Origin of the sequence: Streptomyces sp. NPDC059832, from assembly GCF_042731715.1 — a bacterium.
In the GTDB taxonomy this organism is placed as follows: Bacteria; Actinomycetota; Actinomycetes; order Streptomycetales; family Streptomycetaceae; genus Streptomyces.
In genome coordinates this window covers 24,720-41,223 of the sequence record NZ_JBHWIY010000016.1, presented here as the reverse complement: position 1 = coordinate 41,223, position 16,504 = coordinate 24,720, and the positions used below count along the sequence as shown (strand labels likewise).

General features: G+C 69.3%; 14 protein-coding genes and 1 pseudogene. 9 read left to right on the top strand and 6 right to left on the bottom strand.

What is annotated here, in order from left to right:
* Window positions 1–3 precede the first annotated feature (3 nt).
* The 5 genes from ACFV8T_RS26405 (at window position 4) to ACFV8T_RS26385 (ending at window position 7,353) form a co-directional block, all read left to right on the top strand.
* Entirely contained in the window at window positions 4–954 is a 951-nt protein-coding gene (locus ACFV8T_RS26405; RefSeq protein WP_385331907.1) for a carbohydrate ABC transporter permease, read from the top strand.
* Window positions 951–1,829 carry a carbohydrate ABC transporter permease gene (locus ACFV8T_RS26400; RefSeq protein ID WP_385331904.1) on the top strand — a complete coding sequence of 293 codons (879 nt, stop codon included), beginning with the start codon at window positions 951–953 and terminating at the stop codon, window positions 1,827–1,829. The genes ACFV8T_RS26405 and ACFV8T_RS26400 overlap by 4 nt, the downstream gene beginning before the upstream one ends.
* Window positions 1,830–1,932: 103 nt before the next feature.
* Window positions 1,933–4,224 carry a hypothetical protein gene (locus ACFV8T_RS26395; RefSeq protein WP_385331901.1) on the top strand — a complete coding sequence of 764 codons (2,292 nt, stop codon included), beginning with the start codon at window positions 1,933–1,935 and terminating at the stop codon, window positions 4,222–4,224.
* A 12-nt stretch (window positions 4,225–4,236) separates the two neighbouring features.
* Window positions 4,237–6,459, top strand: coding sequence for an FAD-dependent oxidoreductase (locus ACFV8T_RS26390; RefSeq protein WP_385331898.1), 2,223 nt, complete (start codon window positions 4,237–4,239; stop codon window positions 6,457–6,459).
* 24 nt (window positions 6,460–6,483) lie between these two features.
* Window positions 6,484–7,353, top strand: a complete 870-nt coding sequence (locus ACFV8T_RS26385; RefSeq protein ID WP_385331895.1) for an NAD-dependent epimerase/dehydratase family protein — start codon at window positions 6,484–6,486, stop codon at window positions 7,351–7,353.
* On the opposite strand, the pseudogene ACFV8T_RS26380 reads toward ACFV8T_RS26385, so the two are convergent.
* Window positions 7,304–7,554: pseudogene (locus ACFV8T_RS26380) on the bottom strand (GNAT family N-acetyltransferase); the annotation flags it as partial. The gene ACFV8T_RS26385 and the pseudogene ACFV8T_RS26380 sit on opposite strands and share 50 nt — an antisense overlap.
* A 128-nt stretch (window positions 7,555–7,682) precedes the next feature.
* Between ACFV8T_RS26380 and imm45 the strand changes: the two are divergent.
* Complete coding sequence (imm45, locus tag ACFV8T_RS26375) at window positions 7,683–8,018, top strand: Imm45 family immunity protein (RefSeq protein WP_385331892.1); 336 nt, start codon at window positions 7,683–7,685, stop codon at window positions 8,016–8,018.
* 529 nt (window positions 8,019–8,547) lie between these two features.
* Window positions 8,548–9,048: a pyridoxamine 5'-phosphate oxidase family protein gene (locus ACFV8T_RS26370; protein WP_385331889.1), complete on the top strand. Its 501-nt coding sequence runs from the start codon at window positions 8,548–8,550 to the stop codon at window positions 9,046–9,048.
* Window positions 9,049–9,126: 78 nt separating this feature from the next.
* Here the strand turns inward: ACFV8T_RS26370 and ACFV8T_RS26365 are convergent, their stop codons facing one another.
* Together ACFV8T_RS26365 and ACFV8T_RS26360 are read right to left on the bottom strand one after the other, a co-directional pair.
* Window positions 9,127–9,873: a DUF2071 domain-containing protein gene (locus ACFV8T_RS26365; protein ID WP_385331886.1), complete on the bottom strand. Its 747-nt coding sequence runs from the start codon at window positions 9,871–9,873 to the stop codon at window positions 9,127–9,129.
* On the bottom strand, window positions 9,870–10,202 hold the full coding sequence (locus tag ACFV8T_RS26360; protein ID WP_385331883.1) for a metalloregulator ArsR/SmtB family transcription factor: 333 nt from the start codon (window positions 10,200–10,202) through the stop codon (window positions 9,870–9,872). The genes ACFV8T_RS26365 and ACFV8T_RS26360 overlap by 4 nt, the downstream gene beginning before the upstream one ends.
* A 159-nt stretch (window positions 10,203–10,361) precedes the next feature.
* Here ACFV8T_RS26360 and ACFV8T_RS26355 point away from each other — a divergent pair, with 159 nt between their 5' ends.
* Complete coding sequence (locus tag ACFV8T_RS26355; protein WP_385331881.1) at window positions 10,362–10,676, top strand: hypothetical protein; 315 nt, start codon at window positions 10,362–10,364, stop codon at window positions 10,674–10,676.
* Between the two features lie 264 nt (window positions 10,677–10,940).
* Here the strand turns inward: ACFV8T_RS26355 and ACFV8T_RS26350 are convergent, their stop codons facing one another.
* From ACFV8T_RS26350 to ACFV8T_RS26340, 3 genes are all read right to left on the bottom strand, one after another.
* Entirely contained in the window at window positions 10,941–12,848 is a 1,908-nt protein-coding gene (locus tag ACFV8T_RS26350) for an SMI1/KNR4 family protein (protein ID WP_385331879.1), read from the bottom strand.
* Between the two features lie 687 nt (window positions 12,849–13,535).
* Window positions 13,536–14,147, bottom strand: a complete 612-nt coding sequence (locus ACFV8T_RS26345) for a restriction endonuclease (protein ID WP_385331876.1) — start codon at window positions 14,145–14,147, stop codon at window positions 13,536–13,538.
* Between the two features lie 107 nt (window positions 14,148–14,254).
* Window positions 14,255–14,464 carry a hypothetical protein gene (locus ACFV8T_RS26340; RefSeq protein WP_385331873.1) on the bottom strand — a complete coding sequence of 70 codons (210 nt, stop codon included), beginning with the start codon at window positions 14,462–14,464 and terminating at the stop codon, window positions 14,255–14,257.
* 286 nt (window positions 14,465–14,750) lie between these two features.
* Between ACFV8T_RS26340 and ACFV8T_RS26335 the strand changes: the two genes are divergently transcribed.
* Window positions 14,751–16,286, top strand: a complete 1,536-nt coding sequence (locus tag ACFV8T_RS26335) for a hypothetical protein (protein WP_385331870.1) — start codon at window positions 14,751–14,753, stop codon at window positions 16,284–16,286.
* The last annotated feature ends 218 nt before the right edge of the window (window positions 16,287–16,504 follow it).

Here is a 16,504-nt window from a genome sequence, read left to right as displayed (position 1 = left end):
CCCATGGCCCTGCTCACTCCGTCCCGGCGCCCGGCCGCTGTGTCCAAGGAGCCTGTGCCGCCGACCCTGCCGCAGCGGCGGCGTGGCACCGGCGCCCGCAAACAGCTCACGGCCTGGCTGTTCCTCGTTCCCGCGCTGCTGGTCTTCGGGCTCTTCGCCTGGTGGCCGATCGTACGCAGCCTGCTGATCAGCTTCCAGAAGACCAACCTGGTCGAGCCCGCGGTCTGGGTCGGCCTGGACAACTTCCGTACACTGTTCGACGATCCGCTGCTCGGCACCGCCGTCGGGAACACGCTGTTCTTCGTGGGCCTCGGCCTGCTGATCGGCTTCCCGGCGCCGCTGATCCTGGCCGCGATCATGTCGACGGTGCGGCGCGGCGCTGGCGTCTACCGCTTCCTGGTGTATCTGCCGGTGGTCATCCCGCCGGTGGTGGCGATCCTGCTCTGGAAGTGGTTCTACGATCCCGGGAGCGGGCTCTTCAACAACGTCCTCGGCAAGGTCGGGCTCGGCCCGTACTCGTGGCTGGAGTCCTCCGGCAGCGCCATGCTCTCGCTGGTCCTGGAGGCCACCTGGGCGGGAATGGGCGGTGCCGTCCTGATCTACCTCGCGGCGATGGTCGGCATCCCCGGCGAACTCTACGAGGCCGCCGAGGTGGACGGCGCCGGGATCTGGCGGCGGATCTGGCATGTGATGCTGCCCCAGCTGCGGTCCGTCATCGGACTGTTGCTGCTCGTCCAGCTGATCAACACGGTGCAGGTCTTCACCGAGCCGTACATCTTCACCGGCGGCGGACCCGAGAACTCCACCCTCACGGTCCTGCTGCTGATCTTCCGGTACGCCTTCCAGGACGGCGAGTACGGCCAGGCCGCCGCGCTCTCCTTCCTGATGGTGCTCACCCTCGCCCTGCTCTCCGCGGTGTATCTGCGGGCCACCCGCAGCTGGAGCACGTCATGACCACGCTCACCACCTTCGTCTCCACCAGCGACCGCCAGCGCCCCGGTGTGCGCGCCGCAGTGCGCTCCATCCAGGTGTTCACCCTGATCCTGCTGCTGCTCATCGGCATCGGACCGCTGTACTGGATGATCAAGGGCGCGGTCTCACCGCCCACCGAGCTCACCACTCAGCCCCTGGCCCTCTGGCCGGACCGGCCGGCCCTGGGCAACTTCTCGGCGGCGTACACCGACCTGAGTGTCGGCCGCTATCTGATGAACACCTTCCTGGTGGTCGGCGGATCGTGGTTCGTGCAGCTCTTCGTCTCGGCCACGGCGGGCTTCGCCCTCTCGGTACTCAGGCCGAAGTTCGGCAAGGTCGTCTACGGGGCGATCCTCGCCACGATGTTCGTGCCGTACACGGTGAACATGGTCAGCCTCTTCATGACCGTGATCGATGTGCCGTTCCTGCACCTCAACCTGGGCGACACCTACTGGGCGATCTGGCTGCCGGCCGGCACGAACGCCTTCACGGTGCTACTCGCCAAGCAGTTCTTCGACGCCCTGCCGAAGGAGCTGTTCGACGCGGCGCGGGTCGACGGGGCGAGCACCTGGCAACTCCTCACCAAGATCGTGCTGCCCATGAGCAGGCCGGTGCTCGCCGTGATCAGTCTGCTCGCGGTGATGCACTCCTGGAAGGACTTCATCTGGCCGCTGGTGGCCATCACCGACCCCGAGAAGCAGCCGATCAGCGTCGCTCTCGCCCAGCTCGCCACGCAGGCTCCGCAGGACCAGCTGATCGCCGCGATGGTGCTCGCCGTCGCCCCGCCGGTGCTCGTCTTCGTCGTCTGCCAGAAGTACATCGTCGCCGGGCTCGGCTTCACCGGAGTCAAGGGCTGAGTCCCACCGGAGCCGACGGCCGAGCCCCGGCTCCCCCACCGCACGTTCCGCTTCGGAACATGCGCAGCATCCGGAACACCCCGAACAAGAGAAGGGCACCTCCATGTCAGTCGCCCGCCGCAGATTCATCCAGGGCACGGCCGTCGCCTCCGGCGCCGCGCTGCTGCCGACCGTTCCCGCGTACGCCGCGGACCCGGTCACCATCGAGGCCGACGGCATCACCCTGGTCGGCCGGAGCGACGGCAGCGTCCTCGTGCAGGACGGTGCGGGCGCCGACCGCATCCTGCTCAGCCACTTCATGATCAAGGACACCGCTCTCGGCCAACAGCGCACCTTCGGCGGTACGCCCGCCCGGATCACGCTCCCCGACGGGCGGCCCGCGATTCAGGTCACGTACACGATGGCGAGCGGCACGGCCGGAGTCACAGTGCGCGGCACCTTCGACGTCACCCCTCGCAAGGCACACATGAAGTGGGAGGTCGGCGGCTCCAGCACGCTCACACCGGCCGGCTTCATGTTCTCCCGCACGGTCTACGAAGCGAGCGCGGCGGAGTCGTACGAAGCACTGACCGTCTGGGAGCGGGACGCCCGAGGCGGCATTCCGTACGAGGTGAACGCGGGCGGCGCGTACGTGGAGACGTGGGCGGGATCGAAGGGCTTCTTCTGCCTCTCGTCGACCAACCCCGCGAACACGAACGCCACGTGGGTCCATTCCCCCGGTACGTCGACCGGCGCGAGCACCGCGGTCACCGAGGCCGATCTGGTCCTCGGCGATCTGCGGCCGCGCGGGGCAGGAGCGCTCGCCGCCAAGAGGCCCCTCGGCGTGGAGGTGTGGACCGACCAGCCGTTCAACCTCTACAAGGCGGCCGGGCAGACGATGACGCTCAAGGCGCAGGTCGTCAACGGCTCCGCCACGGCCAGGAAGGTGACCCTGAAGTGGTGGGCGCGGGACTTCGGTGGCAAGAAGATCGCCGGTGGAACGCTCTGCAGGAGCCTCGCGGCGGGCGCCGCCTGGAATGCCTCCTTTCCCCTGACCTCGCCGTCGCAGAACATCGTGTTCACCGAGGTGGAGGCGGTCAGCGGCAGTGACAAGGCGCTGGCCCGCACGAATCTGAGCGTGCTCCCGGAGTTCGCGTACAAGGCGGGCAAGGAGTCGATGTTCGGCCTCGCCAACTACCCCTGGCTGCTCAAGCCCGGCAAGGAGGCAGTACTCGGGCTGGTCAGGACGCTCGGCATCAAGTGGATCCGCATCGCCTACGCAGGCGCCCCGGGCATCGACACCGAGACCCTGGACGCGAACGGCATCGGGCACAACGTGGAGCTGAGCGGCATCCCCGTGGGCGGCAGCGCGGAGCAGATCGCGGCCTGGGCCGACACGAATGTCGCCAAGGCCCTGGACGCCGAGGCCGCGTACTTCGAGGTGAGCAACGAGGTCAACCAGCCCTGGATGTCGGGCCGCGGCGCCGACGCCTACGTCCGGGACGGTCTGCGCCAGGTCACCACGCGCCTCGACGCGGCGGGCTCGCGGATGAAGGTCATGAACGCCGGCCTCGGCGGCATGGACTACATATGGACCAAGAACTTCCATGACGCGGGCGGCTGGGACCTCATCGACGCCTTCGCCTTCCACCCCGGCCGCGGCAACTTCACCCCCGACTTCGCGCCGCCGCCCGAGGAGTGGACGCAGGGGCCGTCCGGCTCGTACTGGAACTTCCTCGGCGCACTGCGCAAGGCGAACCAGGTCCTTCAGGAGTACGGCGGCGACAAGGAGCTGTGGCTCACCGAGGCGTACGCACCGACCCGGCCCAACGCGTGGTGGAGCGACACCTACCGGCACGCCGCCGAGAACACGCTGCTCACCCTCGCTCTCGCCAAGTCCGAGAAGGTGCGCGCCGTCAACTGGTACCAGCTGCACGACTCGGTGCTCTACCACCCGCAGGAGGCCGACCCGGCCAACCCCGAATACCACTACGGCCTGATGAACCGCGACACCAGCGCCAAGCCCTCGCTCCTCGCCTTCGCGACCGCCGCCCGAGTCCTGGACGAGGCCGAGTTCGTCCGGCATCTCGCCTTCGCGGACCAGGACATCAAGGGGCTCCTCTTCACCACTCCTGGCGGACCGGTGTCGATCATCTGGAGCCGCAAGGACGGGTACATCCTCAACTCCGAGCACGGCGAGGATCCTTGGTACGCATCGCCGGAGCCCTGGATCGACACCTGGACGACCAGGACCGCGGTCGTCGCCCACTCGGGGACGGCCGACGGCACGGTGCGGGAGCTGAACTGCATCGGCCAGGAACGCTCTCTGAAAGCCTCCGGCGGCAAGGTCGCCCTCACCCTCGACGGCGCCCCGCGCATCTACTACGGTCTCGCCGCCAATCCCGACTGGAAGTAAGTGACGTACGACATGAGGAATGAAACCGCACGGCACGACATCACCGTCGTCGGCGGCGGCCTGGCCGGGGTCTGCGCGGCAATCGCCGCGGCCCGGCTCGGCCGGAGCGTCGCGCTGATCAACAACAGGCCGGTGCTCGGCGGCAACGCGAGCAGCGAGGTCCGGGTCTGGGTGTGCGGCGCGACCGGCCACGGCAAGAATCACCATGCCCGTGAGGGCGGCATCATGGGCGAGTTGCTCGTGGAGAACCAGTTCCGCAACCCGGACGGGAACCCCTACTACTGGGACGCCGTGGTTCTGGACGCCGTACGCGCCGAACCCGGCATCACGCTCTACCTCAACACCGACGTGCGCGAGGTCGACGCCGAAGGCCCGGACGAGGCCCGGCGGATCACCTCGGTCACCGGCTGGATGATGGGCTCGGAGCGGCGGATACGTTTCGAGAGCTCCCTCTTCCTCGACTGCACAGGAGACGGCCTGATCGGCCACCTGGCGGGCGCCCACCACCGCATCGGCCGGGAATCGCGCACCGAGTACGACGAGCCATGGGCTCCCGAGACGGCCGACGACATCACCCTGGGCTCCACTCTCCTCTTCTACACGAAGGATGCCGGTCACCCGGTCAAGTTCGTGCCCCCGAACTTCGCCAAGGACATCACCCGGACCTCCATCCCGCAGCGCCGCATCATCAAGGCGGGCGACAACGGCTGCGCGTACTGGTGGATCGAGTTCGGCGGCGAGCTCGACACCGTCCACGACAACGAACGCATCCGCGACGAGCTGTGGTCGGTGATCCACGGCGTCTGGGACCACATCAAGAACTCCGGCGAGTTCGACGCGGCGAACATGACCCTGGAGTGGGTGGGATCGGTCCCCGGCAAACGGGAGTACCGGCGCTTCCTCGGCGACTACGTCCTGCACCAGGGCGACATCCTCGGCCAGACCGAGTTCGCCGACCGGGTCGCTTTCGGCGGCTGGTCGATCGACCTGCATCCGCCGCAGGGCATGTACGCCACCGAGGCAGGTGCCAGACAGCTCTACGCGGACGGCATCTACCACATTCCGTACCGCAGCCTCTACTCGGTGAACACCGAGAACCTGCTCTTCGCCGGGCGCAACATCTCCGCCAGCCATGTCGCCTTCGGCTCGACCCGCGTCATGGCGACCTGCGCCACGATCGGCCAGGCGGCCGGCACGGCGGCGGCGCTCTGCGCCGCCGGGGATGTCACCCCGCGCGAACTCCCCGTACCCGAGCTGCACCGGGCGCTGCTGTGCCAGGACGCCTCGCTCATCGGCCTCGCCTCGACGGACCCGGAGGACCTGGCCCTGCGGGCGACGGCCACGGCATCGTCCACCTTGAGCAGCCTGGCAGTCGAGGACTCCGACGCGCTATGGCCGCTCGCGGCGGACGCCGGACTCGTCCTCCCCGCGGACCCGGACCTCTCCGGGGTGGAGCTGCTCGTCGACGCCGATCGCGACACCGAGATCGTGATCGATCTGTACGACCCCGAACTCGGCCAGAACTACGTCCCGCGCCGCCTCGTCACCTCTATCACCCTGCCCGTCGCCGCCGGCGCCCGGCAATGGCTCAAAACGGGCCTGGACTGGTCTCCCGAATCTCCGCGCAACGCCTTCCTGGTCGTCCGCGCCAACGACGCCCTCGCCCTGCACCGCTCCGACCGCCCGACCCCCGGCGTCCTGTGCTTCACGCGGGTTCCGCTACGCCCGTCGGACGAATCGCCGCAGCCGCTGCGCGAGTGGACGGACACGGGTCTGCTGCGCCGCACCTTCTGCTTCCGTACGGGAGAGACCGCGGCCTATTCCCCCGCCAAGGCCACCGACGGCTACGCCCGCCCGTACGCGGGACCGCACATGTGGGTCTCCGCGCCACTGGCAAACGCCCCTTCCCCCTGGCTCCAGTTGGCCTGGCCCGAACCGGTCGCTCTGGGCCGGATCGAGGTCATCGCCGACGACGACGTCAACGAGGACCTGATCAACCTGCACCACCACCGCACGCCCTTCGACACCCTGCCCACCCTCCTTCGCGACTACCGCGTCGAGGCACTGGATACTGACGGCACCTGGCGCGTCATCGCCCGTGCGGCGCAGAATCGGCGGCGACGCGAGATGCACACGCCGGCGGAGCCGGTCACCACATCGGCGATCCGGGTCGTCGTCGAAGCCACCAACGGGGCGGCGTCGGCGCACGTCGTCGCCGTGCGCGCCTACGAGTAGAAGCACGAGCAGGAGAGTGACTGGATGGTCGGAAGAGCGATGGTCACCGGGGCCGCCGGGCGGATCGGGCGGGCGGTCCTCACGCTGCTGGCCGAGCGCGGGATCGAGGCGAACGCCTTGGTCCTCGATGATCCCGGTGATCTCGCGGCACGCCTGGTCGTGACCGGTGACGCCGCCGATGCGAAGACCGTGCGGGCGGCTCTGGAGGGCGCCGACGCGGTCATCCACCTGGCGGCGATCCCGACTCCCGCGCGCAACACCGCATTCGAGGTCTTCGCGGGCAACAGCCTCTCGACCTTCACCGTCCTGGAGGAGGCCGGCCGGGCCGGGATCCGGCATGCGGCGGTGGCGAGCTCCTGGGGTGTCACGGGCCTGCCCTGGACGGACGCCGAGGATCCGCATCCACCGTACGCACCGGTCGATGAGGCGATGGCCTCCCAGGTGGCCGACCCCTACGGCCTGTCCAAACAGGTCGACGAGCTGACAGCGCAGATGATGGCGCGGCGGCACGGGATGAGCGTGGTGTGCCTGCGCTATCCGTACGTGGGCGGATTCGAGGAACGGCTGCACGCGCACGCCGCCCGGCTCACGGCCGACCCGGCCGCGGGGGCAAGGGATTTGTGGACGTACCTCGAGGTCCATGACGCGGCGAGGGCCGCGTTGCTGGCCTTGGACGTACCCGGCCGTGCGGCGCACACGGTACACCTCTGCGCCCCCGAAATCATCGTGCCGTACCCGACGGAGGAACTGCTGCGCCGCTACCACCCCAGCACCGTGCTGCGGCGCCCGCTGCCGGGTCGCACGGCGCCGGTCGACACCTCGGCCGCGCGCAGGCTGCTCGGGTTCACGGCACGGAATCTCCTCGGTCGCGGGGCGGTTGCCCCGCATCGATGAACCCCAGCTTCGCCGCGAGGCGCATCGAGCGAACGTTGGCGGTCTGGGTGGCGAGTACCACTGGTTCGCCGGGAAGTGCACCGGCGAACCAGTCGAGTGGCGCGGCGCACGCCTCGGCGGCGTATCCGCGTCCTCACGCCTCCGGCAGGAACAGGTAGCCGAGCTCGGCCTCCCGGCAGCCTGACGAAGGTGTCCCGCTATATCCGCACAATCCCGATCCTCTCGTTCCGGATCGCGATGGGGCGCAACACACGGTCCGCGCCGCCGAACGGGGCCCGGATGAGGCACTGCAGAAACCAGGTTGGGACAGTCTCGATAGCATCCTGGCCATGAAGTGGATCCTGCTCAGTGAACATCCGGAGGAGATTGCACGCGGATCCGTCTTCCAACTCCCGGCCCGGTGGCCGTACGAGGAGACTGTCGAGTTCATGCTCGCGGAGCTGCCACCGGGTGTCGGCGATCGGATGGGTCTCATCGTGACCACCGGCTACAAGGCCGGGCTGTGGGTGGTGTCCCTGCCGGACGAGGCGTATGCGGCGGGGCGGCCATGGGCGCTGTCCGCCTCGTGGCTGCGCGACAACTGGACGGCAAAGGTATACGTGGAGACCGACCTCGAGAAGATTCTGGTCTGCACCAACTACTCGCCGTCGCAGCAGCACGGATAGTCATGAGCGGCCGACAGGTCTCCCCGGTGATCACAGAACGTGGCAACTCCGTGATCACGGAACCTGTGCCTGCCCCATCTGCCCACCAGCCCACCCCCGGCACCCATCTGCGCGACCTCTTGCATCTGCTGTTGGGATTCGTGAATATAACCATCCCCCACTGACACAAATCCGCGGGCAGAGGGTCGTCGCGATGTCGTCGGTGTCCATGCCCTTGGCGCGGCGGCACACCACGCGCTGACCGACGCGGGAGGGGGCGGCCGACTCGCGGGGCACAGCGACGCGAGGGGCGAGCGGTCGGCGGGTACTGCCGCCGGGTAGCCACATCCTGGTCATCTTCGGCCTCGTATTCGTAGTGCGGAATCGGGAGCGGGCCGCCGCCGGACCGCAGTCCGGCGGACCGCCTAATACGTGTGACTGAGCGCTGTAAGTTGGCCGCGCGAGGCACAGGCCCAGGGGTTCATCGGCCGCTGGGAGTAGGTCCCGCGCCCCATCCGCTCTTCAAGTTTCACGGCTAGGGTCTGCACTCATGCAAACCACGGAGATGGCTCATCGTCACATGCTGGAGCGTAGGCGGGACACGCTGGAACGGCTTGTTACGGAGCGGGATATTTGGGTGTCGACAGCTCACCCTGATCACGGTCCGCATCTGGTGCCGCTGTGGTTCTTGTGGGATGGGCGGGCGGTATGGATGTGCACCAGTGCGACATCCGTGACTGCGCGGAACGTCCGCACGGAGCCGCGCGTGCGGCTGGCACTGCCGGACACCCTTGATGTGGTGCTTCTCCAGGGCGAGGCGGAGTGCTTCCCCAGCCAGGAGGTGCCCGGTGGCGCGGCAGAGGCCTTCGCCGACAAGTTCGGGTGGGACCCGCGCACGGAGGAGAGCCCCTTCCTGTATGTGCGCGTGGTGCCAAAAACCGTGCGCGCTTGGCGCGGCGAGCGGGAACTACGCGGCAGAGTCATCATGCGGGACGGGACGTGGCTGGGACAGCAACCGTCCAATTCCCTGCCCCGGTCACCGGAACGCTGATGGAGCACCATGGTGGCCACATGGAAAACACGGTGGCCAACTGCAGCGTTCAGTCACAGATACGTGTGACTGAACGCTTCAGCCGGCGAGTTGAGCACCTCGCCCGGAAGCCATGGCCGGGAGTGGCCGCCAACTGGCGGGAATGTCACGCATGACCAGAGCGCAGTCCAGGGTCGCACTCCCCGGCGGGAAGCGGTCCGAGTCGTCGAAGAAGGACGACCCGGCGGAGCGGACCCGGCCGGCTTCCACGTGCCAGACGTTGGTCCGCAGTTCCATACCGTCCAGGTGACGGCCAGAGCTGGTGGCCGAGAAGCCCTTTGACCCGTTCCGGAAGAAGCGGGAAGCCTCGGCAAGATCGGCGAAGAGCTCGCTGCCTCGCAGCTCGTCGGACTGCTCGACGGTGATATCCACTCGGGTATCGCCATCCCATGTCGCCAGTGCGACGCGCATCTGACCGGGCCCCTCGTGTACCTCGAAGTCGGCGCGACCGTGTTCACCGGGGAAAAGGCGGCCTCCGGCCCAGGCGTTCAGCCGCGAGGCAGTGTCGCGCCGCGGGATGTAGACCCCGGTCTCGACGCCGAACGGCCCGTCCCATTCGACGGCGATCCGATGTGCCACGTTCTCGCTCCGCAGTCCGAACACCTTGGGCGTCCAGGCGGGCCGGACCCTTCCCAGGCGCAGCAGGCAGATGCCCGCGACCGCGTAGCCGTGCACCAGTTGCGGGCGCAGCGGCCCGGGGAGCAGGCGTGCCGCGACATCCGGGGCGACTCGATAGTTCACCAGCAGCCGTCGTTCAATGACGCTGGACAGTCGCGGCTGCATCATGATCCCTCGCTCTGCGCCCCGGGGCGCCATTTGGTGTGGCGAAGCACGATCTGCTCGGGGCAGACGGCGCTGAGGAACCGGCCGATGCAGGTGGCCAGGCGATCCTCGGCCAGCGTGTAGAGGATCCGGTTGCCTTCGCGCCGTTCGGTGACCAGCCCAGCTCCCTTGAGCACGCCGAGATGTCGTGAGATGGAGGGCGCGCTGATCGCGAACCTGGCTGCGATCTCCCCGGCCGCGAGCTCGCCGTCTCTGAGGTCCTCGAGGATTTGGCGCCTCGTCGGATCGGCGAGAGCACGGAAGGCTCCCGCCTCGTCCTGAGCTTCTGTCATACCTAATATTTAGCACCTTGGCTAAATATCTAACAACTGGTCCTGCGACCTCTGTCGGCAGGTGCTGCTGACCACTTCGACTCAGCCCGCCAACTGGACCGCTCTCTCGGCAGTCGAGCACGATGGCGGCCACCTCCGTCTCCTCTCGGGGCGCTGCCCATGCTGCGGTCATGGCTGATCCGAAGACCGCGGAGACCGCCTACGACTGCCTGGTCCAGCGGTTGGCACCGCTGGGGCACCAACGAGGGCCTGGCAGCCGCGCGGGCCCGCGGCCGCGTCGGCGGCCGGCCCACCGTCGTCAACGAGCAGCTGCTGCGCGCCGCCCGCGACATGCTGCCCAATCCTGACGACAACATCGAGACGATCGCCAAGCTCCTCGGCGTCTCCGTCGGCACCCTCTACAACCACGTCCCCGACCTCAGAGAGCTGTCGGTCCCCCGCATCCCCGTCCAACTCGACCGGGGCGCCGGGTGAGCCCTCCCCCACGCCGCATGAAGGCCACCTGTTGCTTGTGGCCCGCCGCGCGGGAGAAGCCGATTGTGGCCCCTTCGGACTGGACGGTGCGGACACCGGCGACGGCGGCGGAGGTGTCGGGCATACACTCCGCCGCCGAGGAGGGTGGGGATCCCATCGGCGCCAGTGGGTAGAGGAAGGCCGCGGTCCCGGCCGGGGTGTCCGCGTCGGTCAGGGCGTGGACCGTCCCCGGGCGGGCGTCGACCCGACGCAGGTCTCTGTCCGTCAGCGCGCGGCATCCCAGTTCATGCTGATCACGGCGTACGTCTCCCCGTTTCCCGGCGGCCGTGTCCATGAGCGGGTGGTGAACGTGTGCAGCCGTCCGTCCGTGATCGCGTAGCGCGGCAGTTGGACACCGAACTCGGCGGTCATGGCTTCCAGTAGCGACCGTTCCGCCTCGGTGCTCTCCTCCTGGGAGCCGAAGAACCGGTCCGGGTCCAGTGCCCGTGGTATCTCCCCGGTTCGGCGTATCTCTCCGTCCGCGTACGTGAAGGCGTACTGCTCGGCACCGTCCTGCGCTACGGAGAGGTGGAAGAACGGTTCCCCGCGCCAGGTCCTCAGACCGCTCCACACGACCACCGCGCGGGTGCCCGCGCTGGCGGCCGCAGCCGGGGAGACGAACCGCTGCGGGTCGAAATGCGCAGGGTCGCTGTCGAAGGCGAAGCTCCAACGAGTGCCGGCCCGGCCGACCGCCATGAGGGCCTTGTCCTCGTAGGACGAGAACTCCCTCTGTCCGCGGAGCAATCGGTGGCGCGCTTCGTCGCAAGTCATGGGATCGTCCAGCGCTGCCTCGTTCCCGTCCGCGAGTCGTCCGGGCAAGTCCTTTGGCTTCACGCCTTCGACCAGGACGAACCGGTAGGACGTGAGGTTGTCGTGGGAGTCCGGGTCCGCGAGCCACGCCAGGTTGTCCGGGTCGAGGCCGGCCGTCGGGCTCGGTGCCTCACCCACCTGCCCGCCCCTGGGGGTGGACAGCAGCTCGCGGCCCCGTTCCGGGGTCAGCAGGGGTCCGAGCAGGGGGTCGGCCACCCACCCCAGCGGCGCCAGGTGGTCGGGTCCCAGCGGCTGCCATACCGGCAGAGCGTCCATCAGCGTCCGCCATGCCCCGTCGGTGTTGCCCCACCGCGCCAGCTCCCGTGCCCGTTCCACCGCTTCCCCGAACGGTCCGGCCGCCGTGTACCGGTACGTGCCGTTGCGTACCTGCTCCAGCGTCGCGCAGGCCGGCGACACCACGTCGTCACCGGCTCCCCGCAGGTGGAACATCAGCGTGGAGTCGTCCCCGTACGAGCGCGCCGCGTGCCCGGCGACCAGCACTGGCAGCAGCTCGGGCGCGTACTGCGGGTCGGTCACCACATCCTCGAAGTACACCATGCAGGTCTGTCCGAGCAGACGGCGTATCTGGTCACCCAGCCCGGCGGCCCGCGGTCTGCCGTACTCCTTTGCCTCGTCCAGCGCGTGCCCGGCCCGTTCCCAGTCGCCGCGCAGCGCCTCCAGCCGGGCCTGCTCCATCCGGGCGTCCAGCTCTCGCGTCGTGTCGTTGGCGAACTCCGGCTCCCCGTCGGCCGGGCGTGCCCGCAGGCTGTGGAACTCCTGGTACATGCCCCGCATGAACTCGACGAAGTTCGCGTACCGCTCGGGTGGCGCGGCCCGCCAGCTCGCCCACGTGTACACGGCCCACTCGCCATCCTCGTCCACGTCCTCGGGATCCAGGAGGACGTGGGTGATGTCGGACTCGACGTCGAGCTGAAGCCCGCGCCGCCAGATGTCCGCTTCCCGCCGCTCGTCGGGTCCGGCGTCGTCGTCCAGGTACTCCTCGAACACGTCCGCGAGCCCGGACTCGTTGTTGTGCCAGCGCGCGTCCGTGGTCCCCGCCAGCAGCCAGATGAACCCGCCGGCGTGCTGCCACCCGTCGCTGACCTTGAGGAATTCCCGGTACGACGGGGGCATCCGTCGGCCGAGGCGCTCCTCCATGGCTGCGATCCGCTCCTCGGACGCAGGCGGGAACCCCAACCACCGAACCCGCCGGGCGGCTTCGTCCCTCTCACTCCGCGTCTCATCATCGGGCAGGGAATCCGACCACTCCTCGCTCCATCCGAGCAGGAACGGCCGCCAGTCGGACGGTGTCGTATTCGTCATGCGCCCGATGCTGCCATCCACCACTGACACAGCTCTGCGATGTCAGGCGGCATCGGGCGGCTACTGACACTTCTCATGGCCAACCCGATGACGTTCCCGCGTCCAACGACACCCCGATTGCTCGTGAGGGGCCGGCACCTCACGCCTGGACACACATTTGTGCGCGGAGCTGACGGGGTTCAGTCTGCGGACATCGGGCTCATGCCGCCCGTCCACGAGGCGACTTCTGTCCCCTGCTGAAACGACACCAAGGCCGACGGCCGCTGCCCCTACGTCCGTGTGTACTTCACCGACGGCTGGTGGGACTCTCCGTGGGCCGGCGGGAGTGGCAAGGCCGTCAACTTCAGCGGATTCCATGCCGGTGAACCGACGTCGGCAGTGCTCGACTACATCTCCTGCTAGTAGCACAGCCTGCAGTCCTGTTCCGCTTGTCCAGATCGACTCGGGCCGAGCCTCCGCAGCCTCCTCGTAAGGACGACATAAGCGGGCGCCATGGTCATACCGGTTCGACGAGCGCCGCCCGGCCGGGCCGTACCTCCGGCGCCCGGCGTCGGCGGCGAGCTGCCACCAGAACACGGCGCCTTCCGGGTGGTCGGCGAGGTGGAGCATGCAGGCGAACGTCCGGGCGCCGTCGACGTCTCGAACAGTCAGGAAGGGCAGGGCGCACGAGGGCGCCGGCGCGCGGCTTCAGGAGAGCGAGGTCGGCTTGCGGGGCGGTGGGACGGCCCGGAGCAGTTCCCACAAGGGTCGTGAGCCGGCCGCCCACACACCGAGTGTGTGGCGGTCGACGACATGGAGACGCTGCTGCTTGGCGAAGGCGACGGCCGGCGCCGTGACGCGGCCGTTGGTGACGATCACCGCGACGTCGGCGCCGTGGACCTGGCGGGCGGTGCCGTTGAGTACCTGAAGATCCGGGCTGCCCACGGCGGACCCGGCGAGGCCGTTGCGGCGGTGTTTGCACTGGATGACCCAGCGCCGTCCGTAGGGGTCGGTGGCCTTCACGTCGGCGCCCAGGTCGCCGCCGCCTCCGACGCGGACCGCGTCCTGGCAGCCGTCACGGTGCATCAGCTCCCGCACCGCGTCCTCGAACCGGGCGTGGTGCAGGCCGTCCAGCTGCGTCAGCCCGTAGCGCAGGCCTTGCGTACGGACCGCTTCCCACCGGGCTCGCTGCTGCTTCTGGTGGAACCAGACGCCACCGGCCAGCACCGCAAGGACACCGATGGCAACCAGGACCCACCAGTGGACCAGCAGCCAGTTGACCACGGCCACCACCAGGGCGACGGCCAGAACCGCGGCCACGAGGGGCCCGACCAGCCGGTCATTTGCACGCTGCCGTCGGCCGCGCCCGCGGGTACGCCGCCGCGCCGCTGTGCGCCTGGTGGCCGCGGGCCGACGCCTACGGGGGCTCACCGGCTGGCCTGTGTCACGCCGCTCGCGACCTGTCCCAGGAAGGTCAGGACGCCCTGGCCCACCGGGGTGGGAGCCAGGAGGATCCCGAGTGCCAGGACGATGACCACCGTCATCTTCTCGTCGAAGCGGCTGCGGGCCTCCGTACGCCGACGCAGCCGGAAGAAGACGACGACGGCAAGCAGCACAGCTACGTTGATAGTCAGCAACCGCCAGACCTCCCGCACGACCGGCCTACACACAGATGAGGCCGCTACGTGCCACCCCGCCTTCTTGTGTAGCCGGACCTCAGCCATGTTGGTGGCGGGTTGCCGACGAATGGCACAAAGCCATCGGACCTGGCCGAATACCACGCGATGGATCAGTCATCGACATGCACGTCGCAGGCGCCCCTACTGGCTCGGTGAGCCGCATACGCTGGGCCCGCCGCGCGCCATCTGCCATGGCAGGCAGCGGGTGGCAGTCGGGGACACGGAAACGAGGAGGAAGATCGGGATGACACAGGCCGCGGGGAGCGAGCTGGACGAGCGGGTGCCGGGGCGCCGGTGGACAGTGCGTCTGGACGCCGCCGGCCGGGGCAGTGCGGCGGTGCGCATCTCGTGCAGCCGCCCCGCATGTGCCGAGCAGCGTCTGCCGTCCGCGACCGCCGGCCGTGCTGCCGCGGTCGCCCACCTCAAGGCCCACCTGCGCGCCGCCAACGCCCCCAGGACCGGGGCGCACTGCGCGTGCAGGGCCGAGGGCTGCCACACCCATCTGCCCGACACCGGTCGGCATGCGCGTGCCGAACCCTGGCGGTGCGGCGGACCGGTCGTCCTGGCCGTGGTCACCGACCGGGGAGGACGCTGGTGGCAGGCCATGGAGTGTTGCTCGCGGTGTGCGGCCGCCACACCCGGAGCGAAGACCGCGGCCACCTCCCAGGCCCCCGGGTCCCGGCTCTCCGAACGCCCGGCCCCCGCAGCCCCGGGCGCGGGCACGCCGCAGTTCTCCGACCACCAGGTCGCAGCCGGGGTGCCGACTCCTCGCTCCGCGCCCGTGCGGCGCCGCCCACCGCAGGTGAAGATCGCCCAGCGCGTCATCCCGCACAGTCTGCGCCCCATCTCCCTGCGGGACGAACTGATCGAACTCGGTGACCTCTTCCGCGCCTACCAAGAGCGCGACCAACCCGACCTGGCGCTCCTGGCCGACCTCCACACCCGCAAGGCGAGCGCCTTCGCGGCCTGGGCCGAGGCCACCGGTGACACCCGCCTGGGACTGGACGCCCAGCGTGCCGAGCAGGCTGCCACCGCCGCCCGCCTCCAGCACCAGCAGCGCACCGGCCTGGCCACGAGCAGCACCGACCCGGACAGCAACACCCCGGCCGTGGCCCGCCTGTTGTCCGGCCCCGCCCAGTGGGCCCACGCCCGGTCCGTCCTGGCCCACGTCACCGACACCTCCCCGCTGCCCGGGCCGGAGGCGCGGCTGCTGGTGGTGATGCTGACTCTGCGCACCGCGCGCACCGGCACGGGCAACCTCGTCGGCCAGGACCTCACCGGCCTGGGCCTGAGCGAGCCGGAGGACCTGGTCGCACAGCTGGCCGACTCCGGCTGGCTACGCCTTCCCGGCACCCCCGGTGACCTGCTTGCTTCCCGACCTGAGAGCCCCACCCTCATCACCGTCTCCTCCATGGTTCCCGGCGATGGCGGTTCGGAACTGTTCACGTTCGGCAAGAAGCTGCGGCCCAAGCTCTCCGGGTGGGCCCAGAAAGTCGTCTCGGACAAGAAACTCCGCAAGACCAAAGCAGGCGCCGGCCCCCGGCTGCTCGCCCTGGTCCTGGCCACCCACAGCTCCCCTGACGGACGGCTGGGCCCCGGCGGCCAGGGCATCGACCTGGACCACCTCGCCTCCTGGTGCGCCGTCGACCCCGGCGAACTGACTCCTCTGGCCGACCAGCTGGCCGCAGCAGACTGGCTCACCGAACCCGCCTTCACCACCACCCGTCTCACTGGCCGGCTGACCGAGCGGGTCCTCCCACTCACCTGCCCCCTCACCTAGCCGGGGCAGGCCGAGGCTCGAGGTACAACACTCGTCCGAGTGAATCCGCGACAGTGTCGTCCGCCCTGGCCCCCGGGTCCGCTGAATGATGGACGGGCACGGCCCGAGGCGGGCCACGTTCCGACCGCCACCCGATCCGGCGTATGGAACGCAAGGAGCGTGGCCTTGCACCGGCCTGCACCACCGAGATCACACAGCTGCTCGTCAGTGCTCATCGG

Excerpts from the sequence above, each read along its gene's own strand:
- ACFV8T_RS26405 (WP_385331907.1), top strand. The coding sequence starts at position 4 with ATGGCCCTGCTCACTCCGTCCCGGCGCCCGGCCGCTGTGTCCAAGGAG.
- ACFV8T_RS26400 (WP_385331904.1), top strand. The coding sequence starts at position 951 with ATGACCACGCTCACCACCTTCGTCTCCACCAGCGACCGCCAGCGCCCC.
- ACFV8T_RS26395 (WP_385331901.1), top strand. The coding sequence starts at position 1,933 with ATGTCAGTCGCCCGCCGCAGATTCATCCAGGGCACGGCCGTCGCCTCC.
- ACFV8T_RS26390 (WP_385331898.1), top strand. The coding sequence starts at position 4,237 with ATGAGGAATGAAACCGCACGGCACGACATCACCGTCGTCGGCGGCGGC.
- ACFV8T_RS26385 (WP_385331895.1), top strand. The coding sequence starts at position 6,484 with ATGGTCGGAAGAGCGATGGTCACCGGGGCCGCCGGGCGGATCGGGCGG.
- imm45 (WP_385331892.1), top strand. The coding sequence starts at position 7,683 with ATGAAGTGGATCCTGCTCAGTGAACATCCGGAGGAGATTGCACGCGGA.
- ACFV8T_RS26370 (WP_385331889.1), top strand. The coding sequence starts at position 8,548 with ATGCAAACCACGGAGATGGCTCATCGTCACATGCTGGAGCGTAGGCGG.
- ACFV8T_RS26365 (WP_385331886.1), bottom strand. The coding sequence starts at position 9,873 with ATGATGCAGCCGCGACTGTCCAGCGTCATTGAACGACGGCTGCTGGTG.
- ACFV8T_RS26360 (WP_385331883.1), bottom strand. The coding sequence starts at position 10,202 with ATGACAGAAGCTCAGGACGAGGCGGGAGCCTTCCGTGCTCTCGCCGAT.
- ACFV8T_RS26355 (WP_385331881.1), top strand. The coding sequence starts at position 10,362 with ATGCTGCGGTCATGGCTGATCCGAAGACCGCGGAGACCGCCTACGACT.
- ACFV8T_RS26350 (WP_385331879.1), bottom strand. The coding sequence starts at position 12,848 with ATGACGAATACGACACCGTCCGACTGGCGGCCGTTCCTGCTCGGATGG.
- ACFV8T_RS26335 (WP_385331870.1), top strand. The coding sequence starts at position 14,751 with ATGACACAGGCCGCGGGGAGCGAGCTGGACGAGCGGGTGCCGGGGCGC.